The sequence below is a fragment of the Nonomuraea composti genome, assembly GCF_012034275.1.
GTDB lineage: Bacteria > Actinomycetota > Actinomycetes > Streptosporangiales > Streptosporangiaceae > Nonomuraea > Nonomuraea composti.
The window spans coordinates 58,685-80,352 of record NZ_JAATEP010000037.1 but is presented as its reverse complement, the minus strand read 5'-3'; the positions used below and the strand labels follow the sequence as shown (position 1 = coordinate 80,352).

The 21,668-nt window shown below is 71.4% G+C and carries 18 protein-coding genes and 3 tRNA genes; 10 read left to right on the top strand and 11 right to left on the bottom strand.

The genetic code is table 11. The features are described 5' to 3' along the window. Position 1 precedes the first annotated feature (1 nt). Genes HCN51_RS39055 through HCN51_RS39045 form a run of 3 tightly spaced genes read right to left on the bottom strand, consistent with a single transcriptional unit; the run spans position 2 to position 3,083 of the window. Positions 2-835, bottom strand: a complete 834-nt coding sequence (locus tag HCN51_RS39055) for a carbohydrate ABC transporter permease (protein ID WP_080036819.1) — start codon at positions 833-835, stop codon at positions 2-4. Then, positions 832-1,752, bottom strand: a complete 921-nt coding sequence (locus HCN51_RS39050) for a carbohydrate ABC transporter permease (RefSeq protein ID WP_168017046.1) — start codon at positions 1,750-1,752, stop codon at positions 832-834. The genes HCN51_RS39055 and HCN51_RS39050 overlap by 4 nt, the downstream gene beginning before the upstream one ends. After that, the gene (locus HCN51_RS39045) at positions 1,749-3,083 is read right to left on the bottom strand and encodes an extracellular solute-binding protein (protein ID WP_346433951.1); all 1,335 of its coding nucleotides are present in this window, start codon (positions 3,081-3,083) and stop codon (positions 1,749-1,751) included. The genes HCN51_RS39050 and HCN51_RS39045 overlap by 4 nt, the downstream gene beginning before the upstream one ends. 308 nt (positions 3,084-3,391) lie before the next feature. Here HCN51_RS39045 and arfA point away from each other — a divergent pair, with 308 nt between their 5' ends. After that, entirely contained in the window at positions 3,392-4,885 is a 1,494-nt protein-coding gene (arfA, locus tag HCN51_RS39040; RefSeq protein WP_168017042.1) for an arabinosylfuranosidase ArfA, read from the top strand. 205 nt (positions 4,886-5,090) lie between these two features. Here the strand turns inward: arfA and HCN51_RS39035 are convergent, their stop codons facing one another. The 5 genes from HCN51_RS39035 to HCN51_RS39015 form a co-directional block, all read right to left on the bottom strand. Next, positions 5,091-6,101 (bottom strand): LacI family DNA-binding transcriptional regulator, encoded by a 1,011-nt coding sequence (locus HCN51_RS39035; protein ID WP_346433950.1) that lies wholly within the window; start codon positions 6,099-6,101, stop codon positions 5,091-5,093. A gap of 324 nt (positions 6,102-6,425) precedes the next feature. Further along, a tRNA-Val gene (locus tag HCN51_RS39030) sits at positions 6,426-6,500 on the bottom strand. A 1-nt stretch (position 6,501) separates the two neighbouring features. Next, positions 6,502-6,575, bottom strand: a tRNA-Cys gene (locus tag HCN51_RS39025). Positions 6,576-6,592: 17 nt separating this feature from the next. Further along, positions 6,593-6,664, bottom strand: a tRNA-Gly gene (locus tag HCN51_RS39020). Between the two features lie 66 nt (positions 6,665-6,730). Next, positions 6,731-7,375 carry an ACT domain-containing protein gene (locus tag HCN51_RS39015; protein ID WP_168017040.1) on the bottom strand — a complete coding sequence of 215 codons (645 nt, stop codon included), beginning with the start codon at positions 7,373-7,375 and terminating at the stop codon, positions 6,731-6,733. Positions 7,376-7,458: 83 nt separating this feature from the next. Here HCN51_RS39015 and dusB point away from each other — a divergent pair, with 83 nt between their 5' ends. Next, positions 7,459-8,571 (top strand): tRNA dihydrouridine synthase DusB, encoded by a 1,113-nt coding sequence (dusB, locus tag HCN51_RS39010; RefSeq protein WP_346433949.1) that lies wholly within the window; start codon positions 7,459-7,461, stop codon positions 8,569-8,571. A 13-nt stretch (positions 8,572-8,584) separates the two neighbouring features. On the opposite strand, the gene HCN51_RS39005 is transcribed toward dusB, so the two are convergent. Continuing rightward, entirely contained in the window at positions 8,585-9,364 is a 780-nt protein-coding gene (locus HCN51_RS39005; protein WP_168017038.1) for a phytanoyl-CoA dioxygenase family protein, read from the bottom strand. A gap of 41 nt (positions 9,365-9,405) precedes the next feature. On the opposite strand from HCN51_RS39005, the gene HCN51_RS39000 reads away from it, so the two are divergent. Beyond that, positions 9,406-10,347, top strand: a complete 942-nt coding sequence (locus HCN51_RS39000) for a helix-turn-helix domain-containing protein (protein ID WP_206068387.1) — start codon at positions 9,406-9,408, stop codon at positions 10,345-10,347. Here HCN51_RS39000 and HCN51_RS38995 read toward each other — a convergent pair. Beyond that, entirely contained in the window at positions 10,337-11,491 is a 1,155-nt protein-coding gene (locus HCN51_RS38995; RefSeq protein WP_168017036.1) for an ROK family transcriptional regulator, read from the bottom strand. The two genes, HCN51_RS39000 and HCN51_RS38995, sit on opposite strands and share 11 nt — an antisense overlap. Positions 11,492-11,667: 176 nt before the next feature. Here HCN51_RS38995 and HCN51_RS38990 point away from each other — a divergent pair, with 176 nt between their 5' ends. The 7 genes from HCN51_RS38990 to HCN51_RS38960 are packed head-to-tail and all read left to right on the top strand — an operon-like array spanning position 11,668 to position 21,163. Then, a complete protein-coding gene (locus tag HCN51_RS38990; protein WP_168017034.1) occupies positions 11,668-13,017 on the top strand; it encodes a glycoside hydrolase family 36 protein in 1,350 nt (449 codons plus the stop codon). Then, on the top strand, positions 13,014-13,943 hold the full coding sequence (locus tag HCN51_RS38985) for a carbohydrate ABC transporter permease (RefSeq protein WP_080036825.1): 930 nt from the start codon (positions 13,014-13,016) through the stop codon (positions 13,941-13,943). Before HCN51_RS38990 ends, HCN51_RS38985 begins: the two co-directional genes overlap by 4 nt. A 7-nt stretch (positions 13,944-13,950) precedes the next feature. Next, on the top strand, positions 13,951-14,760 hold the full coding sequence (locus HCN51_RS38980; protein WP_080036826.1) for a carbohydrate ABC transporter permease: 810 nt from the start codon (positions 13,951-13,953) through the stop codon (positions 14,758-14,760). Between the two features lie 13 nt (positions 14,761-14,773). Continuing rightward, positions 14,774-16,072 carry an ABC transporter substrate-binding protein gene (locus tag HCN51_RS38975; RefSeq protein ID WP_168017032.1) on the top strand — a complete coding sequence of 433 codons (1,299 nt, stop codon included), beginning with the start codon at positions 14,774-14,776 and terminating at the stop codon, positions 16,070-16,072. An 8-nt stretch (positions 16,073-16,080) separates the two neighbouring features. After that, entirely contained in the window at positions 16,081-17,625 is a 1,545-nt protein-coding gene (locus HCN51_RS38970) for an alkaline phosphatase D family protein (RefSeq protein ID WP_168017030.1), read from the top strand. 10 nt (positions 17,626-17,635) lie between these two features. Beyond that, the gene (locus HCN51_RS38965) at positions 17,636-19,561 is read left to right on the top strand and encodes an NPCBM/NEW2 domain-containing protein (protein ID WP_168017028.1); all 1,926 of its coding nucleotides are present in this window, start codon (positions 17,636-17,638) and stop codon (positions 19,559-19,561) included. 9 nt (positions 19,562-19,570) lie between these two features. Continuing rightward, entirely contained in the window at positions 19,571-21,163 is a 1,593-nt protein-coding gene (locus tag HCN51_RS38960) for a beta-N-acetylhexosaminidase (RefSeq protein ID WP_168017026.1), read from the top strand. 6 nt (positions 21,164-21,169) lie between these two features. Here HCN51_RS38960 and HCN51_RS38955 read toward each other — a convergent pair whose 3' ends face one another. Further along, the gene (locus HCN51_RS38955; RefSeq protein WP_168017024.1) at positions 21,170-21,664 is read right to left on the bottom strand and encodes a DUF2087 domain-containing protein; all 495 of its coding nucleotides are present in this window, start codon (positions 21,662-21,664) and stop codon (positions 21,170-21,172) included. Between the last annotated feature and the right edge of the window lie 4 nt (positions 21,665-21,668).

The following is a 21,668-nucleotide window of genomic DNA, read 5'->3' as shown; positions in this document are numbered from 1 at the left end:
GTCACTGGCCGGCCAGCCCGGTGTGGGCCACGCCCCGCACGATCTGCCGCTGGAACATCACGAACACGACGAGCAGCGGCAGCCCGGCCAGCACCACCGACGCCATGATCTGCGCGTACCGCAGGCCGAACGTCCCCTGCACCACGTTCGCCAGCCCGACCGGCAGCGTCATCGTGTTCGGGTCGGTCGAGACGAGGAACGGCCACAGGAAGTTGTTCCAGGTCGTGATGAACGTGAAGATCGACACGGCGGCCAGCACCGGGCGCGACAAGGGCAGCACGATGGTGAAGAAGACCCGCCACCGCCCGGCGCCGTCCACGAAGGCGGCCTGCTCCAGCTCCGGCGGCACGTCCTGGAAGAACTTCACCAGGATGTAGACGATCAGCGGCGCCGCCACCTGCGGCAGGATGATCGCCCACCACGTGTCCACCAGCCCGAGCGCGACCATCTCCGCGAACAGCGGCGCGATCAGTACCTGCGGCGGCACCATGATCCCGGCCAGGATCAGCGCCAGCAGCGCCCGCTGGCCCCTGAACTGGGTGCGCGCGAACCCGTACGCCGCCATCGCCGAGAACAGCACGGTCAGGAACGTGACGATGACGGCCGTGACGGTCGAGTTGATCGCCCACTTGACGATGCCTCCGGTCCCGAGCACCAGCGCGTACGCGTCGAAGGTGATCTCGCTGCCGAACCACTGCAGCGGGATCTTGGTGGTCTCGGTCTCGGGCTTCACCGAGGTGGCCACCGCCCACAGGATCGGGGCGAGCCAGACGGCCGCCAGCGCCAGGGCGATCACCAGCAGGACGACCTGGCCCCAGCTGAACCGCTTGGTCATGACGCGACCTCCTCGCGCTTGCGGAACAGCCGGAGCTGCGCCAGGGAGACGATGACGATCAGGGCGAACAGGATGTACGACACGGCCGAGGCGTAACCGGTGCGGTAGCCGGTGAAGCCGACGTCGTAGGCGTACTCGATGATCGGGCGGGTGGCGTCCTGCGGGCCGCCGCCGGTCATCAGGTAGATCTGGTCGAACACCTTCAGCGAGGCCACCAGTTGCAGCACCACGATCAGCGCCGTGGTGCGGCCCAGCAGCGGCAGGGTGATGGAGCGCAGCTTGTCCCAGGCGGTGGCGCCGTCGATGGCGGCGGCCTCGTACAGGTGCTGCGGGATCGACTGCAGGGCGGCCAGGTAGAGCAGGAAGTTGAAGCCGACCGTCCACCAGACGGTGGTCAGCACCATCGACCACATCGCCACGGACGGGTCGCCCAGCCACAGCACGTCGGTGCCGAGCGTGCCGTTGATCAGGCCGTAGCCGGCCGGGTAGATCATCTGCAGCCACAGGATCGACACGACCGCCGACGGCAGCAGGAACGGGCCGAAGAACGACAGCCGCCACAGCCACTGCATGAACCGCAGGTTGTGCACCAGCAGCGCGAACACCAGCCCGAGGAACACCAGCGGCACCGTGCTCAGCACCGTGAAGACCAGCGTGTTCCACAGCGAGCGCCACATGCGCGGGTCGCCGAACGCCTCAAGGTAGTTGCCGAAGCCGACGAAGTGGTTGTTGCCGCCGGCGATGTTCACGCTCGACAGGCTCATCTGGAAGCCGAGCAGGGTCGGCCAGACCAGGAAGGCCACGTAGATCAGCAGGAACGGCGCCACGAACACCATCCCGTGCTGCGTCCAGCCGCGCCGGACCTTGGGCGTGGCGACGGGGGCGGCGGTCGCGGGCGCCGCGACGGTCGTTGTCATGCGCGCTCCTCGTCAGGGAAGGGGTTCGGGGCGGCGAGCAGGCGGGACAGCGCGGCCTTGGCGGCGGCCAGGCCCTCCTCGGGCGTGCGGGTGCCGCCGATGATCGGCGAGAACGCCTCACCGAACTCGATCCACATCCGCGAGGCCGAGCCGGCGAACCACACCTGCGGGTCGAGCGCCACCTCGGTGATCACCGAGCGGTACTCGGACTGCGGCTGCAACGCGAGGTACTCGGGCTCCTCCAGCGCGGGCAGGTACGCGGGCACGTGCCCGGCCACCGCCCAGTCGGCGCTGTTCTTGACGAGGTAGGCGATGAACCGGTACGTGGCCCGCTCCACCTCCGGGTCCCGGTTGCGCTGGTGGGGCAGCACGAAGGAGTGGCAGTCGGCCTGCGCCGCGCCGGTGCCGAACACGTTGGGGAAGCGGGTCATGCTGAAGGGCGTCTTGCGTTCCTTCAGCCCGGTGGTCTCCCAGTCGCCGTTCCACAGGAACGCCGCCTGGCCGTTGGTGAAGTTGGCGACGGAGGCGCCGTAGTCGGTGCGCCAGTCGCACAGCCCTTCCTGGCCGAGCCGCCGCATCAGCCGCAGCGCCTCCAGCGCCTTGGCGTCGTCGATGGTGATCCTGGTGCCGTCGTCCGACAGCAGCGTGCCGCCGCTCTGCGCGTACAGGGTCTGCCACACCCGCCACGGGCCGACGGTGCCGAGGCCGAGCGCGTCGAAGGCGAGCGGCGGCTTGCCGCCCATGGCGTCCTTGGCCTTGGTGAGCTGGGCGATGAGCTCGTCCACGCCCTTGGTGGGGACGAGCTTGCCGTCGGGGCCGAGCAGCCCGGCCTTCCGGCAGATGTCGGTGTTGTAGTAGAGCACCATCGGGTGGGCGTCGAACGGGATGGCGTACAGCACGCCGTCGAGGTGCGCCCGCTCCCAGATGGGCGGGCTGAAGTCGGCGGCCTTGAGGCCGACCTCCTCCAGCAGCTTGACGTTGATCGGGTCGAGGATGCGGCCCGCGCCGATGCCGGCCAGCCGGGCTAGGTGGAAGGTGGCCAGGTCGGGGGAGCGCCCGCCGGAGCCGGCCATGGCGATCTTGGTGTAGTACGGCTCGCCCCAGGCGAGCACGTTCTCCTCGACGAAGACGTCGGGGGTGTCCTTGGCGAACGCCTGGACCATCTTGTTCATGATGATGCCGTCGCTGGCGCCGAGGAAGTGCCAGTACCGCACGCGGGTCTGGGACGAGCCGAAGCCCACGGGGATCGCGCACCCCGTGGCGGCGGCGCCGAGCAGGGCGAGGCTGCCGCCGAGAAGGTGCCGGCGGGTGATGTCGGGGGGACCGTGCACTGGGGCCTCTTCCTTCACCAAGCCCTTTCGCTTGGCCATGTTCTCGCTAACATCCGGAGGTTCAGGACAGCCGTGAATGGGCCTCTCGCAAGCGGTGCGGAGGCAGGCGTGGGCGGGCGTCCGGGTCGCGGGGACCGCCGCGTGGACCCCGATGTTTCTGTGGGGTTACCCGAGTGTTAGCGGTAACAAGCAGCCTGTCAAGGGCCGTCCCGCAACCGGTTGCGGCGACCCCTGCCCTCTTGACCCCGTCCGGTGATAACGCTAACAATCGGGACCACGTAACGCCCGAGAAACAGGGAGTCGCCCCCGTGCACCAGGCCAAGCTCACCCTCGACCCCGCCTTCAAGGTCGCCCCCGTCAGCAGGCGCACCTTCGGCACGTTCGTCGAGCACCTCGGGCGCTGCGTCTACACCGGCATCTACGAGCCCGGCCACCCCACCGCCGACGCGGACGGCTTCCGCCGCGACGTCCTCGACCTCACCAGAGAGCTCGGCGTCTCCACCGTCCGCTACCCCGGCGGCAACTTCGTCTCCGGCTACCGCTGGGAGGACGGCATCGGCCCCGTCGCCGGCCGCCCCCGCCGCCTCGACCTGGCCTGGCACAGCACCGAGACGAACGAGGTCGGCGTCGACGAGTTCGTCCGCTGGTGCCGCAAGGCCGGCGTCGAGCCCATGATGGCCGTCAACCTCGGCACCCGCGGCATCGCCGAAGCCCTCGACCTGCTCGAATACGCCAACCACCCCTCCGGCACCACGCTGTCCGACCTGCGGATCGCCAACGGCGCCAAGGAACCGCACGACATCAGGATGTGGTGCCTGGGCAACGAGATGGACGGCCCCTGGCAGACCGGCCACAAGACCGCCCGCGAGTACGGCCGCCTCGTCGCCGAGACCGCCCGCGCCATGCGCATGGTGGACCCGAAGCTGGAGCTCGTCGCGTGCGGCAGCTCCAGCTCCAGCATGCCCACGTTCGGCTCGTGGGAGGCCGAGGTGCTGGAGGAGACCTACGACCTGGTCGACTACATCTCCTGCCACGCCTACTACGAGGAGAAGGACGGCGACCTCGGCAGCTTCCTGGCCAGCTCCACCGACATGGAGTACTTCATCTCCTCCGTCATCGCCACCGCCGACCACGTCGGGGCCCGGCTCAAGTCCCGCAAGAAGATCAACATCTCGTTCGACGAGTGGAACGTCTGGTACATCTCCCGCTTCCAGGACGCCGGCACCCCCCAGGACTGGCCGGTCGCGCCCCCGCTCCTGGAGGACCACTACCACCTCGCCGACGCCGTCACCTTCGGCGGGCTGCTGATCACGCTGCTGCGCAACAGCGACCGCGTCACCGCCGCGTCCCTCGCCCAGCTCGTCAACGTCATCGCGCCCATCATGACCGAGCCCGGCGGGCGGGCCTGGCGCCAGACCACCTTCCACCCGTTCGCTCAAGCCTCCCGGCACGCCGCCGGCGACGTGCTGCGCGTCGAACCCGACTCACCCCTGTACGAGACGAAGGTGTACGGCGAGGTGCCCCTGCTGCACGCCGTCGCCACCCACTCGGCCACCTCAGGCACGACCCTGTTCGCCGTCAACCGGTCGGCCGACGAGCCGCTGTCGCTGGAGATCGACGCCCGGGCGCTCGGCGGCGTCCGCATCGTCGAGGCCACCACCCTGACCGACCCGGACGTCTACGCCCGCAACACGGCCGACGACCCCACCCGGATCACGCCGCGCCCGAACCCGGACGTGGAACCCGACCCGCTCCGCGTCCTGCTCCCCCCGGTGTCGTGGAACGTGATCCGCCTGGGCTGACCCCCGCCTCTGGCCCGCCGCGCCCTCGGGGTGGGGGAGCGGCGAAGGCCGGGTCCGTGCCGCATGCGCACCGAAGGCAGGGCCGGTGGCACGTGCGATGGCGCGCGGCGAAGCGAGCGCCACGGCCGCGACGCGCGTGATGTGCCGAAGAGGGGCCCGGTGGAGGTGGGACATGACCCCGGACGGCGACCTCAGGGGCGGAGGCTCAGGGGGCGGTGCCGGTGCTTTCGCGGACGACGAGCTCCGGCTCGACCAGCCGCCGCGGCTCCGGCTCGGCCCCCGCCATGCGGTCCAGCAGCATGTGGAAGGCGTGCCGCCCGACCTCGCCGAAGTCCTGGCGGACGGTCGTCAACGGCGGCCAGAAGTACGCGGACTCCGGGATGTCGTCGAAGCCCGTCACGCTCACGTCCTCGGGGACCCGCCGCCCCGCCTCCCGCAGCGCGCGCAGGACGCCGAGCGCCATCTGGTCGTTGGCCACGAACACGGCGGTGACCTCGGGGTCGGCGGCGAGGTCGCGGCCGAGCCGGTAGCCGGAGCGGGCGCTCCAGTCGCCGCGCAGCACGTCGGGCACGGGCCGCCCGGCCGCCTCCAGCACGCCCCGCCACCCCTCGATGCGGCCGTTGGCGTCGAGCCAGTCGGCGGGCCCCGCCACGTGCCACACGGTGCGGTGGCCGAGGCTGAGCAGGTGGCGGGTGACGCGGGCGGCGCCGGCCCGCTGGTCGACCTTGGCGACGGGGACGGGGATGTCGTCGCCGGCGTCCACCGCGACGACGGGCATCTCGGGCGGCAGGTGCCGTAGCCCGTCGGCGGCCGACTCGTGGGGCGCGACGATGATCACGCCGTCGACCGCCTGGGTGCGCAGCCGCTGCACGCCCTCCTCCATCGACCGGCGGTTGAGCGAGCTGAGGCTGGCGATGCTGACGTTGTAGCCGGCGTGCCGGGCGGCCTGCTCGATGCAGTAGAGGGTGGAGGCGGGGCCGTACAGGGTGGTGTCGATGCTGACGACGCCGAGCACGCCGGAGCGGCCGGTGACGAGCTGGCGGGCGGCCTGGTTGGGCCGGTAGTCGAGCTCGCGGACGGCGGCCAGCACGCGGGCCCTGGTCTCGGCGCGTACGAGGTCGGGCGTGTTGAGCACGCGCGAGACGGTCATGGTGGACACGCCGGCGAGCACGGCGACGTCCATGAGCACCGCAGGTCTGCCCGGTTTGGATCGCACCGCGGCTCACCCCCTCAGCGGTAACGCTAACAGGCGGAAGCGGCGAACGCGCGACCATTAAAGGCGGGTCGCGCCCCGGACGCGCACCCCAAACGGACGCGCGCCCAAGGCGGGTGCGAGGGAGGGTGCGAGGGAGGGTGAACGCGCGCAGGCTGGGTGCCGATCAAGACGTACGCACACCGGGGCAAACCCCCGCCAAGGTGAACGCGCGCCAGAGCGGGGCAAACGCGCGCCAGAGCGGGGCAAACGCCCGCCAAAGGGGACGCTGCGGTCGCCGGGCGCGAAAAAGCCCCAGGCTCGTAAGAGCTGGGGCTGATCGCGAGATGGTGGACGATACTGGGATTGAACCAGTGACCTCTTCCGTGTCAGGGAAGCGCTCTCCCGCTGAGCTAATCGTCCTTGGAGGTGGCGACGGGATTTGAACCCGTGTGGACGGCTTTGCAGGCCGCTGCCTCGCCTCTCGGCCACGCCACCGAGTCAAACCCTCTCCGAGCGGAAGACGGGATTCGAACCCGCGACCCTCACCTTGGCAAGGTGATGCTCTACCACTGAGCCACTTCCGCGCCGCATTTGCGTTGCTGCGTGGTTAACAATAGCGCGTTTCTGGACCGGATGCTTACTCGTGGGCTCTACCGGGGCTCCTTGCGGAGCTGGCGGGCGATGCTGCGTTCGGTGGCGGGGAGGCTGAGGAAGATCTCCAGGATCCTCGTGAGGCGGTGCACCTCGATGCGGTGGAAGGCGGGGCCCTCGGAGCGGGCGAGCAGGAGGGACAGGGCCAGCGGCGGGAGCGGGGCGTGGATGAGGTGCGGGCCGTCGTGCTGGGTGAGGGCCGCGGGGCGGGCGGGCACCTCGCCGGGCAGGACGAGGTCGTGCGGGGCGCGCCAGCTCGCGTAGACGACGCGGCCCTCGGCGGCGGTGGCCGCCCAGTCGGCGCTGAACAGGACGGGCAGCGAGTCGATGAGCGTGGTCAGCGCCCGGTCGCCGGCCGTGGTGATGTACTTGAGTATCTCCAGCTCCGGGTACGTGCCCGGTGCCTCGCGCGTGGTCCAGACGCCTTCGACCGTCACGCCCTCGACGCTCTCCAGGCTCTTGCGCAGCGCCTGCCTGGGCGTGCTGTCGGGGCAGAAGACGGTGATGTCGTCGACGGCCCGGCCCGCGCCGCGGTCGAGGACCGTCACCTGCGTGATGTCGGCGCCCGCCGCGCCGAGCACCTTGGTGACCTGCGCCAGGGAGCCCGGCCGATCGGGCAGTGCCACGCGTACGCGAAGAAGCATCCATTCCCCCTCAACCCGTAGATGCCGATCACAGACTATCCGCGAATACCGGTTGCGGCCTGACCTGCGCTACAACTGGCGGAGTGAAGATTGGGCCGATTGAGGTGTGGCCGCCGGTGGTGCTGGCGCCGATGGCGGGCATCACGAACGCCCCGTTCCGGGTGCTCTGCCGCGAGCAGGGCGCCGGGCTGTTCGTGTGCGAGATGATCACGACCAGGGGCCTCGTCGAGCGCAATCCGAAGACGATGCGGATGATCAGGTTCGACGAGTCGGAGCGTCCGAGGAGCATCCAGCTCTACGGGGTGGACCCGGTCACGGTCGGCCGGGCGGCGAGGATGATCGCCGAGGAGGATCTCGCCGACCACATCGACCTCAACTTCGGCTGCCCGGTGCCCAAGGTGACCAGGCGCGGGGGCGGGTCGGCGCTGCCGTACAAGCGGAACCTGCTGCGCCGCATCCTGCGCGAGGCGGTCGCGAACGCCGGGCCGCTGCCCGTGACGATGAAGATGCGCAAGGGCATCGACGACGACCACCTGACCTATCTCGACGCCGGCCGGATCGCCGTCGAGGAGGGGGTCGCGGCGATCGCGCTGCACGCCCGCACCGCCAAGCAGCACTACGGCGGCGTGGCCGACTGGGAGGCCATCGCCCGGCTGAAGGAGGCCGTGCCCGAGATCCCCGTGCTGGGCAACGGCGACATCTGGAGCGCCGACGACGCGCTGCGGATGGTGGCGCGCACCGGCTGCGACGGGGTGGTGGTCGGGCGCGGGTGCCTGGGGCGGCCGTGGTTGTTCAAGGATCTGGAGAACGCCTTCAACGGCAGCCCCGAGCGGGCCCGGCCGACCCTCGGCGAGGTGGCCGAGGCGATGGCCAGGCACGCCGAGGGGCTGACCGCGTGCTTCGACATCGAGCGTTACGCCGTGGCCGACTTCCGCAAGCACGTCGGCTGGTACCTGAAGGGGTTCACGGTCGGCAGTGAGCTGCGGCGGGAGCTGGCCACGGCCGAGTCGCTCGACGGGCTGCGGGCCGGGCTCGCCAAGCTGGAGCACGACCAGCCGTGGCCGCCCAACACCGACACGCCGCGGGGCAAGTCGGGTGAGCGGTCCAAGGTGCTGCTTCCCGACGGGTGGCTGGACGACCCGTGGGACTGCCCCATACCGGACGGAGACGCCGAGTCCGACATCTCCGGCGGGTGAGTGCGGGCGTCTCCTAGTGCGGGCCCGTGATCTCCGTGCCGCAGGGGCCGCCGCCCACCGCAGGTTCGAGCCGCACGGGCTCGCCCGACATGGTGAGCGTGGGGTAGTACTCGGCGATGCGCTCGGCCGAGCGGCCCACGTAGTGGCAGATGAAGCTGCGGCGGAAGCGGTCGGAGGTGCTGTTCGGCTCCGAGCCGTGCACGAGGCTGCCGTTGAAGAAGAGCACGTCGCCCGGGTTCATGTCCACGGGGACCTTCTCCAGGCCGGGCGGCGGCGGCACGTACTCGCGGGTGAACGAGACGCCCTCGTCGGCCTCCTCCGGGCAGAACAGGTCCATGAGGTGGGTGCCGGGGACGACCTCCAGGCCGCCGTTGGCGCGGTCCACCCGGTCGAGCGCCACCCAGGCGGCCACGCAGGTGCCGGGCTCGACGCGGAGGTAGAAGTTGTCCTGGTGCAGCGCCTGGCCCCTGGCGCCCGGCGGCTTGAAGTAGAACATGCTCTGGGCTGCTATCGGCTCCTCGCCCAGGAGGTCGCGGAGTATCGCCCCGATGCGCTGGTCGAGCAGGTAGCGCAGGGCGACGTCGTTCACCTGGTGGGGGTGCATGATGCGGGGGTAGTCGCGCAGGATGTCGTACGGCTGCCCGGGCTCCTGCGGCTGCGGCGTGAAGTGGCCGGGGATTGGGCCCCGGGCGTGCAGCGCCATGAACTCGTCGCGCAGCTCGGCCACCTCTTCGGGGGCGAGGAGACCGGGCACGAGCACGTACCCCTGATCGTGGAAGTCGTTGAGCCTCATGTCTCCAACGCTAAGGAGCGCTTTCGTGCGACGGTATGCCTGTGACCGCTGAGGACCTGTCTGTTCCTGCTGCCGAGCTGATGATCGTGGGCCACTACGACAAGGAGGCCGGCTACGGGACGCGGCGTGCCGGGGGCTCGCCGAGCTGGCTGCTGATGTGGACGGAGGCGGGGGAGGGGCTCGTCGAGCAGGGCGGGGCCGCGTTCCGGGTGGGGGCGGGGGACCTGGCGGTGCTGGGATCGGGGGTGGCCCAGCGTTACCGGGTACGGCCGGAGGCGGGGCGGTGGCGGTTCTGGTGGGTGCACTTCCAGCCGAGGGCGTCGTGGGCGGCGTGGCTGGCGCCGTTCGCGAAGGGCGGCGGGTCCCACCTGGTGGCGGGCGTGCCGGGGGCGGTGCACGAGCGGATCGCGCAGGCGTTCCTGCGGGCGGTGCGGGACGCGCGCTGGACCCCGCACGCACCGCAGGAGGGCGGGCCGATGGAGGCGGCGCGGGTGCCGGCGGTGGTGGTCGGCGGGGCGGCGCGGGAGCTGGTGATGGGAGCGGTGGAGGAGGTGCTGGTGCTGGCCACCGCGACCGCCGGGCGTGAAGGCCGGGGTGAGGGCCAGGGCGAGGGCCGGCGGGAGGAGGGGGACGAGCGGGTCCGCCGGGCTCTGGCGCTCATCGCTGCGGAGCCGGGCGCGCCGCACTCGGTCGCCACGCTCGCCCGCGCCGTCGCGCTCTCGCCCTCCCGCTTCGCCCACCTGTTCGCGGCGGTGACCGGGCAGACGCCGATGCGGGCGGTGCGCCGGGCGCGGGTGCGGCACGCGGCGAGCCTGCTGGAGGTGACGGATCTGGACGTCGGGCAGGTGGCGGCGGCCTCGGGGTTCGTCAGCCCGTTCCACTTCAGCCGGGCCTTCAGGAAGGAGTACGGCCTGCCGCCCCGCGACTACCGCGCCCGTCTGCGGGTGACCGCCGGCGAGCCGGTGCCGCCGGTCAGCGGGTGACGGGGAGCGGGCCCCTGTCGGGGGTGAAGAGCTGCTCGTCCAGGTGCTCGACGGCGTAGTCGATGGCGCCGACGACCACGCACTCGTCGCCCAGCGTGGAGGCGCGCACCTCCGGCAGCCGCATGCAGCGCCGCTCCAGCCGTTCGCGGAGCCGGTCGAGCAGCACGTCGGCGGAGCGGGAGAAGCCGCCGCCGAGCACCACCATCTGCGGGTCCATGATGAGCACCATCGCGGCGGCGCCCACGGCGAGGTCGTCGACGTAGCGCTCGACCGCCTCGATCGCGACCGGGTCGCCGTCGCGGGCGGCGGCGAGCGTGTAGCCGGCCGCGTCATGGGGCGGCGTGCCCTCGGGGACGCACGCGCACGTGTTGAGGTGCTCGGGCGCGTCGAACCAGCGGGCTTCGGGCAGCATGGAGATCTCGCCGGCGGCGGCGCCGAAGCCGCGGTGCACCTTGCCGCCGATGATGAGGCCGGCGCCCATGCGCCTGCCGACGTGCAGGAACACCACGTCGCGCGCGCCCTTGGCGACGCCGCGCCTGGTCTCGGCCATGGCCGCCAGGCGGCTGTCGTTCTCGATGAGCACCTGGCAGGGGAACACCTCGCGCAGCGCGCCGGCGAGGTCGAGGTCGCGCCAGGCGGGGACGGCGGCGGAGTAGATGACGCGGCCCTCGACGTCGATGGTGCCGACGGTGCCGACCGAGATCAGCCACACCTGCTCGACGCTCGTCCGGCTGAGCGCCAGGCAGCCGGAGACGGCCCGTTCGATGGCGGCCAGCCGCTCGGCGAGCGGGGCGCCGGGCAGGACCGGCTGCCGGGTCTCGGCGAGGATGCGGCCGTCGAGGTCGGACAGGGCGGCGCGGATGTTGTGACCCCCTATGTCGACGCCCACCAGGTGGCCGCTGTCGGCGCGGAAGCGGTAGCGGCGGGCGGGCCGGCCCATGGTGCCCTGGCTGGGCGGGACCTCCTCCACCCAGCCCAGCGCCATGAGCTCGTCGGTGACCTCTTTCATGGACGGCCGGGACAGGCCCGTGCGCTCGGCCAGCGCCGACAGGGTGAGCGGCCCGGATCCGCGCAGCTCGCGGATGGCGGTCAGCGAGTTGAGCTGGCGCAGCCGGGACAGGTCGCCGCCGCGTAGGTCCGCCATCGCCGTCCTTAATGTAGGTGTCCTCTGTAACAAGACATTATGCCAGCGGCAGGCGGGCGGCCAGTCGCCGCCGCGAGAGTCAGCAGAGCGTAAAAAATCGGGCGTTGACCCCTCAAGAGTCCCGGTGCTACTAATGAAGCGCTCCTTCGTAAGTCAGGACAGGAAATGAGGGACTGATGCCGTTCTCGGACGTCGGCGAGGTCAGGTGCCACCCCCACGAGGCGCGGGTGTTCGAGCATGGCTGGCAGTCCTGGAGCCCTTCGGGCCGCTACCGCTGGACCGACGCCCCGCCCCGGCCGGCCACCGAGACGATCCAGGTGCTCGCCTACCGCCCCGAGACGCCCGTCCCCGACGGCGTCTTCCAGGGCGAGGGGCTGCTGGCGATCGAGCCGGGCGACGGCTCCGTCGAGCTGTGGTCCGCGCCGGACCCGCTCACGGTGCCCTCGATCCGGGTCAGGGAGGACAAGGGCCGCCTGGTCGTCTCCGCCGACGGCCCCGTGCGCCACCATCGCTCGGAGCACGGGCTCGGGCGGGCGTTGCGCGACTGGGCCGACAGCATGGCCGGCAGCACGGCCGGCAGCACGACCGGCAGCACGGCCGGCAGTACGGTCGGGCCGCGCGCCTTCCCCGCCGTCCCGCCCATGTGGTGCACCTGGTACGGCTACTGGGGCAAGGTCACCGACGCCGACGTGATCGAGAACCTGGAGCTGTCGCACAAGCACGGCCTGGGCGCCGACATGTTCCTCATCGACGACGGCTACGAGGCCGAGATCGGCGACTGGCTGGAGATCAGGCCCGAGTTCGGCTCGCTGGCGCGGGCCGTGGACGCCGTGACCGGCGCCGGGCACCGGGCGGGCATCTGGACCGCGCCGTTCCTGGTCGGGCACCGCAGCCGGATCTTCCGCGAGCACCCCGACTGGCTGGTCGGCGGCGCGTACGCGGGCCACATGTGGGACCAGGACCTGGCCGTGCTCGACGTCACCCACCCGGAGGCGGCCGAGCACCTGGTGCACGTCTTCCGGACCCTCGCCGCGATGGGCATCAGCCACTTCAAGCTCGACTTCATCTATGCCGGGGCGCTGGCGGGCCGGCGGCACGAGGACATGGACCCGATCGCCGCGTACCGGCTGGGCCTGGAGCTCATCCGGCGGGGCGCCGGCCCCGGCGCCACGCTGCACGGCTGCGGCGCGCCGATGCTGCCCAGCATCGGCCTGGTCGACATCATGCGGGTCAGCCCCGACATCGCCCCCACCCTGTATCCCAAGTCCGGCGACATCAGCCAGCCCTCCCAGCTCGGCGCCCGGCTCACCGGCGCGGCCCGCGAGTTCCTGCACGCCCGCTGGTGGGTCAACGACCCCGACTGCATCATGGCGCGGCCCGAGGTGGAGGCCCGCGAGGAGTGGGCGGCGCACATCGAGGGCACCGGCGGGCTGCGCGGGTCGAGCGACCCGATCGCGGCGCTCGACGCGTGGGGCCTGGAGACGACCAGGCGGCTCATGGTGCCGACGGCGACGGAGCCGTCATGACCAGCCACACCGCGAAGGCTCGCGCCCTGGTACGAGAGCCGGCCCGTCCGGCCAGGCGCGGGGGCGGGTTGCACGCCTACCTGTTCGTCGCGCCGAGCCTGTTCGGCGTCGTGGCGTTCCTGCTGCTGCCCATGGTCATCGTGCTGGTGCTGAGCCTGTTCGACTGGGAGCTGCTGTCGGCCCCCGAGTTCGTCGGCCTGGAGAACTACCGGCGCCTGGCCTCCGACGGGGAGACGTGGCACTCGCTGTGGGTCACCGTCGCGTACGTGCTGCTGTGCATCCCGCTGCAGACCGTGCTCGCGCTGGGCCTGGCGGTGCTGCTCGACCGGCGGATCAAGGGCGTGCGGTTCTACCGCTCGCTGTTCGTGGTGCCGTGGATGGCCACGCCGATCGTCCTCGCCCTCGTCTGGAACTGGATCTTCGACCCGCGTGACGGCGCGATCAACCGCGCGCTGGAGCTGGTCGGCGTCACGGGCCCGGACTGGCTGTCCGACCCGAGCTGGGCGCTGCCCGCCGTCGCGCTGGTCAGCGTCTGGCAGCACACGGGCTACAACATGCTGTTCTTCCTGGCGGGGCTGCAGGGCATCCCGAAGGAGCTGCACGACGCGGCCGCCATCGACGGCGCCACCCCGGCGCAGCGCTTCTGGAGGGTGACGCTGCCGCTGCTCAACCCCACGATGTTCTTCGTCACGGTGACGAACCTCATCGGCGCGTTCCAGGTGTTCGACACCGTGTACGCGATGACGAACGGCGGCCCGGGCCACAGCACGGAGGTGCTCAACTTCCGCATCTTCGAGACCGCGTTCAAGCAGTTCGACTTCGGCTACGCCGCCACCCTCTCCACGCTCCTCTTCCTGATCATCTTCCTGGTCACGGTGGCGCAGGTCAGGTTCTTCGGCAAGCGCACCACCTACGACCTGAGCTGAGGCGTCCATGACCAAGCGCATCCTGCTGTACGCCGCGCTCGCCGTGGGCGCGTTCGTCTCCGTCTTCCCCTACCTGCTGGTGCTGCTGACCGCGTTCAAGACGCAGGCGCAGCTCACCTCCACCGCGCCGTGGCTGCCGGGCTGGCCGCCGACCGGCCGCAACGTCGCCGACATGCTCGCCGGCGACTTCCCCCGCTTCGTGCTCAACACCGCCGTGATGACCGCGCTGCTGACGGCGGGGCAGCTCGTGTTCACCACGTTCGCCGCCTACGCCTTCGCGCGGCTGCGCTTCCGCGGCAGGGACGTGCTGTTCTGGCTGTTCGTGGCCACCATGATGGTGCCGAGCGCGGTCACGATGATCCCGTTGTTCCTGATCATGCGCGAGTTGGACCTGGTCAACACGTGGTGGGGCCTGCTCGCCCCGTACGTGCTCGGCACCCCCTACGGCATCTTCCTCATGCGGCAGTTCTTCAAGGGCCTGCCCGCCGGGCTGGAGGAGGCCGCCAGGATCGACGGGGCGGGGCCGCTGACGATCCTCCTGCGCGTCATGCTGCCGCTGTGCCGCCCGGCCCTCGGCACCCTGGCCATCATCACGGTGATCTCGTCGTGGAACAGCTTCCTGTGGCCGCTGATCATCACCAGCGGCGACGACACCAAGGTCATCACCGTGGCCATCGCCACGCTCAAGGACGGCATCGGGGTGGACTACCACCTCATGATGGCCGGCAGCCTGATCGCGCTGGTGCCCATGGTGGCCGTCTTCGTCTTCTTCCAGAAGTACATCGTCAGGTCGGTGGTCCTCACCGGCCTCAAGTAAATGAGGTCAGCGGATGATGAAGAACCCCCCGATTCGCTGCGCGCTGCTCACCGCCGCCCTGCTCGCCCTGACCGCCTGCGGTTCAGGTGGCGGCGGCGGCGCGGAGAAGGTCACGCTGACGTACCGGCTCTGGGACGACCAGCAGAAGGCCGGCTACGAGAAGGTGATGGCGGCCTTCGAGAAGGCCAACCCGGGCATCGACGTGGAGATCGAGCTGCTCCCGTACGACCAGTACTGGACGAAGCTCACCGCGGACGCGGTGGCGGGCACGGCGCCGGACGTGTTCTGGATGACGCCCACCCAGTTCCCCGAGTACGTGACCAAGGGCGTGCTGGCGCCCGTGCAGGTGGACACCGCGAAGTACCACCAGACCGTGGTGGGCTCGTTCACCTATGAGGGCAAGCTGTACGGCGTCCCGAAGGACTGGGGCATCGTCGGCCTGCTCTACAACAAGGACCTGTTCAAGCAGGCCGGCGTGGAGATGCCGGACAAGCTGACCTGGGCCGCCGACGGCAGCGGCACGCTGCTCGACACGGCGCGCAAGCTCACCGTGGACGAGGCCGGCAAGCACCCCGACGAGCCCGGGTTCGACGCGGCCAAGGTCAAGACGTACGGCTTCGCCTCGTGGAACCACTACCAGACCCAGTGGATGAACTGGGTCGCCTCCAACGGCGGCAAGCTGGTCGACAAGCCGTTCGGCAAGTACACCTTCAACGACCCGGCCTCCGTGCAGGCCCTGCAGTTCGGCGTGGACCTGGTTAACAAGCACCACGTGTCGCCGCCCGCCACGCAGACGAACCCGCCGACCGGCAAGGTCACCGACATGTTCAAGGCAGGCAAGATCGCGATGTTCCCCGCCAACAACGCGCTGCTGCCGTTCGTGGCCCCCGAGTCGTCGTTCGAGGTGGGGGTGGCCATGATGCCGGAGGGCCCGGCGGGCCGCGCGGTCAACCTCAACGGCCTGGCCGAGGCCGTCTACGCCAAGAGCGACCACCCCGAGGAGGCCATGAAGCTGGCGCAGTACCTCGGCACGCAGGAGCCGCAGAAGATGATGGCCGACGGCGGCTACGTCTTCCCCGCGCTCAACGGCCTGTCGCAGGGCTACGTGGACTACTGGAAGGCGAAGAACGTCGACGTGACGCCGTTCGCCGAGGAGGCGGAGGGGACGACCTTCCCGCTGCCGATCACCACGGGTTTCACCGGCTTCGAGACGAAGCTTAACCAGATCTTCAACGAGATGTATCTCGGTGAACTCTCTCCGAAAGCAGCCGCGGACCAGGCTGTCGCCGAAGGCAACGCCACCGTCAAGTAAGGACCCCCATGATCACCCGGCGTTCACTGTTCGCCGGGGGCGCCAGCCTGGGCCTGTCCGCCGCACTGGGGGCCACCCCCGTGCGCGCGGCGGCCCGGCGCGCCCCTCTGTCCGACCCCTTCCAGCTCGGCGTCGCCTCGGGTGAGCCCACGCACGACGGCGTGGTGCTCTGGACCCGCCTCGCCATGGACCCGATCGCGCTCGACGGCTTCGGCGGCATGCCGGAGCGGCCCGTCCCCGTCCAGTGGCAGCTCGCCAAGGACGAGAACTTCCGGCACGTCGTCCGGCGCGGCACGGAGGTGGCCGGCCGCGACGCGGCCCACAGCGTGCACGTCGAGCTGGAGGGCCTGGAGCCCGGCGCGGAGTACTTCTACCGGTTCAAGGCCGAGGGCGAGATCAGCCCCGTCGGCCGCACCCTCACCGCGCCCGCCCCCGGCACCCGGAGCAGGGCGCTGAACCTGTCGTTCACCTCCTGCGCCGACTACCAGACCGGCTGGTTCACCCCGTACCGCAGGATGGCCGAGGACCAGCCCGACCTGATCGCCTTCCTCGGCGACTACATCTACGAGTACGGCGACTACAAGTACCCCGTCCGCGACCAGGCCGGCGGCGAGTGCCTGGACCTGGCCGGCTACCGCCTGCGCCACGCCCAGCACAAGGCCGACCCGGAGTCGCAGCTCGCGCACGCCATCGCCCCCTGGGTCGTGGTCTGGGACGACCACGACATCGAGAACGCCTGGGCCGGGGACGTGCCCGAGCAGCCCGACCCGCCGTTCCTCGCCCGCCGGGCCGCGGCGTTCCAGGCGTACTACGAGAACATGCCGCTGCGCCGCGCGCAGAAGCCGGACGGGGCGGCGCTCAAGCTGTACCGCAGCATCCGCTGGGGCACGGTCGCCAACCTGCACCTGCTCGACACCCGCCAGTACCGCGACCTGTACGCCTGCACCGGCAAGAGCGGCACGGTCGGCCCCGACTGCGTGCAGCGCTTCGAGCCCAACCGCACCATGCTCGGCCAGGAGCAGGAGGCGTGGCTGGACGACCGGCTCAAGCGCTCCCGCGCCACCTGGGACCTGCTCGGCCAGCAGGTCTTCTTCATGGAGATGGACTGGACCAACGGCGAGGGCAAGGGCTACTCCAACGAGGGCTGGGACGGCTACGTCGCCTCCCGCGACCGCCTGACCGCCGCCATCGACACCTACAAGCGCAACGCGGTGGTGCTCACCGGCGACGTGCACTCCCACTGGGCGGGCGAGGTCAAGCGCGACTACCGCGACCCCGAGTCGAAGCCGGTCGCCGTCGAGCTGGTCACCACGTCGGTCACCAGCGCGGGCAACGGCCTGGACGAGTACCCCAACACGCAGATCCTGCTGGATGAGAACCCGCACGTGAAGTTCTTCAACGGCCGCCGCGGCTACGTGCGCACCCGGATCACCGACCAGGAGATGAAGGTCGACTTCCGCTCGCTGTCGCGCGTCACCGAGCCGTACGCGCCCGCCTACACCTCCGGCTCCTTCGTCATCGAGCCCGGCAGCCCCACGCTCAACCCCGCCTGACAGGACCCCCATGCGCACGATCAAGGCCGCCGCCGCGGCGGCCCTCCTCAGCCTGCCCTTCTTACCCCTGCCCAGCGCCGCCGAGGCGGCCACCACCCCGCCGATGGGCTGGAGCAGCCGCTCGCTCGGCTGCTCGGTCTCCGAGCAGTCGGTACGCCAGGCCGCCGACGCCCTCGCCCCCCTCGCCCCGCTCGGCTACCGCTACGTCATCATCGACGACTGCTGGCTGGCCGCGCAGCGCGCGGGCGGCGCCCTGGCCCCCGACGCCGCCCGCTTCCCCGGCGGCATCGCCGCGCTGGCCGGCTACGTGCACGGCAAGGGGCTGAAGCTCGGCCTCAGCCTCTCGGCCGGCACGAAGGCGTGCTCCGGCGGCGGGCCCGGCTCGTACAAGAGCGAGGCCGCCGACGCCGCCCAGGTCAGGGCGTGGGGCGTGGACTACGTCAAGTACGACTGGTGCTCCATCCCCACGGCCGACTTCCCCGGCAAGAACGTGCAGCAGATCGCCCAGGCCCTCTACCCGCCCATGCGGCAGGCGCTCGGCCCCGACGTCGTCTTCGCCATGAACAACGAGGACGGCAGCACCGTGCCGTGGCTGTGGGGCAAGGACGCCGGCGCCACCACCTGGCGCACCAACGTCTACAACCGGCCCATCGCCGACTCCTACGCGACCATGGTCGATCTCTGGGAGACCAACCAGCTCAGGGCCGAGTACGCCGGCCGGGGCAGCTGGGCCGACCCCGACCTGATCCAGGCCGGGCGCGGCGGCATGACCGAGACGGAGTACCGCACCCAGTTCACGCTGTGGGCGATGGGCGCGGCCCCGCTGATCCTCCAGGCCGCCCCGGCGCAGGCGCCCGCCTCGGTCGTCGCCAACCCCAAGGTGATCGCCGTGGACCAGGACCCGCTGGGCGCGCACGGCACGCTCGTCGAATCCGACGGCTGGTACCACGTGCTGGCCAAGCCGCTGGCGGGCGGCGACCGGGCCGTCGCGCTGTTCAACGAGAGCGACCGCGCGGCCGTCGTCTCCACCCGGCTCGGCGGCCGGCACCGGGTCGAGGACCTGTGGAGCGGCGCCGTCACCTCCACGACGGACGAGCTGGCCGCGCAGGTGCCCGCGCACGCCGCGCTGCTCTACCGGGTGAGCGAGAGCCGGGAGCAGGCGCCGCCCGTCGTGACGTTCGAGGCCGACCCGCCGCGCTTCCTCGGCGACGACCGCCCCTCCACGCTGGAGCCCGGCGTCACCGGCGAGCTCGTCACCCGGGTCACCAACACCGGGGCCACCGCCCGGCTGCGCGACGTCGAGGTGACGGCCCAGGCGCCCGAGGGCTGGCGGGTCGAGGCCCGCACCCCGGCCCGCACGTCCCGGCTGGACGGCGGCGAGAGCTTCACCGTCACGTGGGCCGTCACCGCGCCGGCACCGGGCACGTACGAGGTGACCTTCCGCTACGGCGACCGGACCGCGACCGCCGTCGTCCTCGTGGCCAAGGCCCCCGGATCAGGCCGCACGTACCTGAGCGACCTGGCCTGGACCCGCGCCACGAACTACTTCGGCCCCGTGGAGAAGGACACCAGCAACGGCGAGCGGGCGGCGGGCGACGGCCGGCCCCTCACGATCGAGGGCGTCACCTACGCCAAGGGCCTGGGTACGCACGCCCCCGCCGACATCGAGTTCTACGCCGGCGGGCGGTGCACGGCGGTCGAATTCCAGGCCGGGATCGACGACGAGGTCGGCGCGGCCGGGTCGGCCGGGTTCGAGGTCTGGGCCGACGGGGGCCGGGTCGCGTACTCCGGCCTGCTCACCGGCGCCATGCCGGCGCGCAAGGTGACCGCGCCCATCGAGGGTGCCCGATTCGTCCGGCTGGTCGCGACCAACGGCGGCGACAACGCCACCTCCGACCACGCCGACTTCGCCGACGCCACCATCACCTGCAAGTAAGGAGCCTTCATGATCGTTCCCAAGCCCGTCAGGCAGGAGCCCCGGCCGGGCACGTTCGTCCTCGACGAGCGGACCTCGATCGTCGCCGATCCCGCGCTGAGCGAGGTGGCGGCCTGGCTGCGCGGCGAGCTGGCCCCCGTCGCCGGCGGCGAGCTCCTCCCGGGGCCGGGCTCGGGCACGATCAGGCTCACGACCGGCGATCTGCCGCCCGAGGCGTACCGGCTGACGGTCGGGCAGGACGTCGAGATCGTCGCGGGCGGGCCCGCCGGGGCCTTCCACGGCGCGCAGACGCTCCGGCAGCTCCTGCCGCCCGCCGCCTTCAGGAAGGCCCCGGCGGGGCCGCTGACGGTGGCGGGCACGTACGTCGAGGACGAGCCGCGCTTCGCCTGGCGCGGCTGCCTGCTCGACGTCGCCCGGCACTTCCTGACCAAGCACGAGGTGCTGCGCTTCGTCGACCTGATGGCGCTGCACAAGCTGAACGTGCTGCACCTGCACCTCACCGACGACCAGGGCTGGCGCGTCGAGATCCGGCGCCACCCCCGGCTGACCGAGGTCGGCGCCTGGCGCAAGGAGAGCCAGGTCGGCTGGAACGGCGCCATGGACGGCCGCCCGCACGGCGGCTACTACACCCAGGACGACCTCAGGGAGATCGTCGCCTACGCGGCCCGGCGGCACATCACGGTCGTCCCCGAGATCGACCTGCCGGGGCACACGCAGGCCGCCATCGCCGCCTATCCCGAGCTGGGCAACCTGGACACCCCGCTGGAGGTGGGCACGACCTGGGGCATCGGCGTGAACGTGCTCAACGTCGAGGACTCCACGATCAAGTTCTTCCAGGACGTGCTGGACGAGGTGCTGGAGCTGTTCCCGAGCCCGTACATCGTGCTGGGCGGCGACGAGGTGCGCAAGGACCAGTGGCGCGACAGCCCGGCGGCGCAGCGGCGCATCGCCGAGCTGGGGCTGCGCGACGAGGAGGAGCTGCAGAGCTGGTTCATCCGCCAGTTCGACGGCTACCTGGCGGCGCGCGGCCGGCGGCTGGTCGGCTGGGACGAGATCCTGGAGGGCGGCCTGGCGCCCGGCGCGGTCGTCGCCTCGTGGCGCAGCGAGCTGGGCGCCGTGGCGGCGGCCAGGAGCGGCCACGACGTCATCAACTGCGCCAACACCTCCCTCTACTTCGACTACCGGCAGGGGCCGGGGGAGGACGAGCCGGTGCCGTTCGGGACGGTGCTGACCGTGGAGGACGTCTACGCCTTCGAGCCGATCCCGGCCGAGCTGCGCGGCGACCCGGCCGCCGCGCGGGTGCTCGGCGCGCAGTGCGGCGTCTGGACCGAGCTGATCGACTCGGGCCGGCGCGTCGACTACATGGCCTTCCCCCGCCTGGCCGCCTTCGCCGAGACGGTGTGGAGCTCCGCCGAGCGCGACCTGCCCGGCTTCCTCGACCGCCTCTCGGAGCACCTGCGGCGGCTGGACGCGATCGGCGTCGAGTACCGCCGCGCGGACGGCCCGCTGCCCTGGCAGACCAGGCCGGGGGTGCCGGGCCGCCCGGAGACGGACGAGCAGTGGCAGGCCAAGCTCGACGCCTGGACCAGCAACCTGCGCTAGACCGCGCTAGATCTCGACCGGCCCGCCGCTGCGCCAGTAGACGTTGCCCTCGCGTGACAGCAGGTCCTCGTCCACGAGGTAGCGGCGCAGCGCCGCGTAGTCGTCGTGGAAGGCCCGCAGCGCCACGTTGACGTCCTTCTCCTCGTAGCGCACGCCGGGCTCGAAGACCCGCGAGATGTAGCGCAGCACGACGAGCCGCTTGTCGCGGCGCATCGCCGTCGTGGTCAGCCGCCCGTTGACGAGGAACGTGCGCAGCACGCGCTCCTCCGGGCTCAGCGCCTGCGCGGGCTCCGCGTGCGCCCGCAGCAGGTCGCGGAAGCGCTCCGGCGTGGCCCGCCAGGCGCCGCTCTCGTCGCGGGCCGCCAGGCCGCCGTTCTCCAGCTTCCGCAGCGCCTTGGGCGACAGGTCATCGGTGGCGCCGAGCACGAGGGAGGCGAAGGTCTTCAACGTGTCGTCGTGGTAGAGCAGGCCCAGGACGCGTCTGATCTCTTCGTCGTTCACTCAT

Coding starts and splice junctions, on each gene's coding strand:
- HCN51_RS39015 (WP_168017040.1), bottom strand. CDS start 7,375: ATGCTTCTTCGCGTACGCGTGGCACTGCCCGATCGGCCGGGCTCCCTG.
- HCN51_RS38980 (WP_080036826.1), top strand. CDS start 13,951: ATGACCAAGCGCATCCTGCTGTACGCCGCGCTCGCCGTGGGCGCGTTC.
- HCN51_RS39005 (WP_168017038.1), bottom strand. CDS start 9,364: ATGAGGCTCAACGACTTCCACGATCAGGGGTACGTGCTCGTGCCCGGT.
- HCN51_RS38990 (WP_168017034.1), top strand. CDS start 11,668: ATGCCGTTCTCGGACGTCGGCGAGGTCAGGTGCCACCCCCACGAGGCG.
- HCN51_RS39055 (WP_080036819.1), bottom strand. CDS start 835: ATGACCAAGCGGTTCAGCTGGGGCCAGGTCGTCCTGCTGGTGATCGCC.
- HCN51_RS38985 (WP_080036825.1), top strand. CDS start 13,014: ATGACCAGCCACACCGCGAAGGCTCGCGCCCTGGTACGAGAGCCGGCC.
- HCN51_RS38965 (WP_168017028.1), top strand. CDS start 17,636: ATGCGCACGATCAAGGCCGCCGCCGCGGCGGCCCTCCTCAGCCTGCCC.
- HCN51_RS38970 (WP_168017030.1), top strand. CDS start 16,081: ATGATCACCCGGCGTTCACTGTTCGCCGGGGGCGCCAGCCTGGGCCTG.
- HCN51_RS38995 (WP_168017036.1), bottom strand. CDS start 11,491: ATGGCGGACCTACGCGGCGGCGACCTGTCCCGGCTGCGCCAGCTCAAC.
- HCN51_RS38975 (WP_168017032.1), top strand. CDS start 14,774: ATGATGAAGAACCCCCCGATTCGCTGCGCGCTGCTCACCGCCGCCCTG.
- HCN51_RS39050 (WP_168017046.1), bottom strand. CDS start 1,752: ATGACAACGACCGTCGCGGCGCCCGCGACCGCCGCCCCCGTCGCCACG.
- HCN51_RS38960 (WP_168017026.1), top strand. CDS start 19,571: ATGATCGTTCCCAAGCCCGTCAGGCAGGAGCCCCGGCCGGGCACGTTC.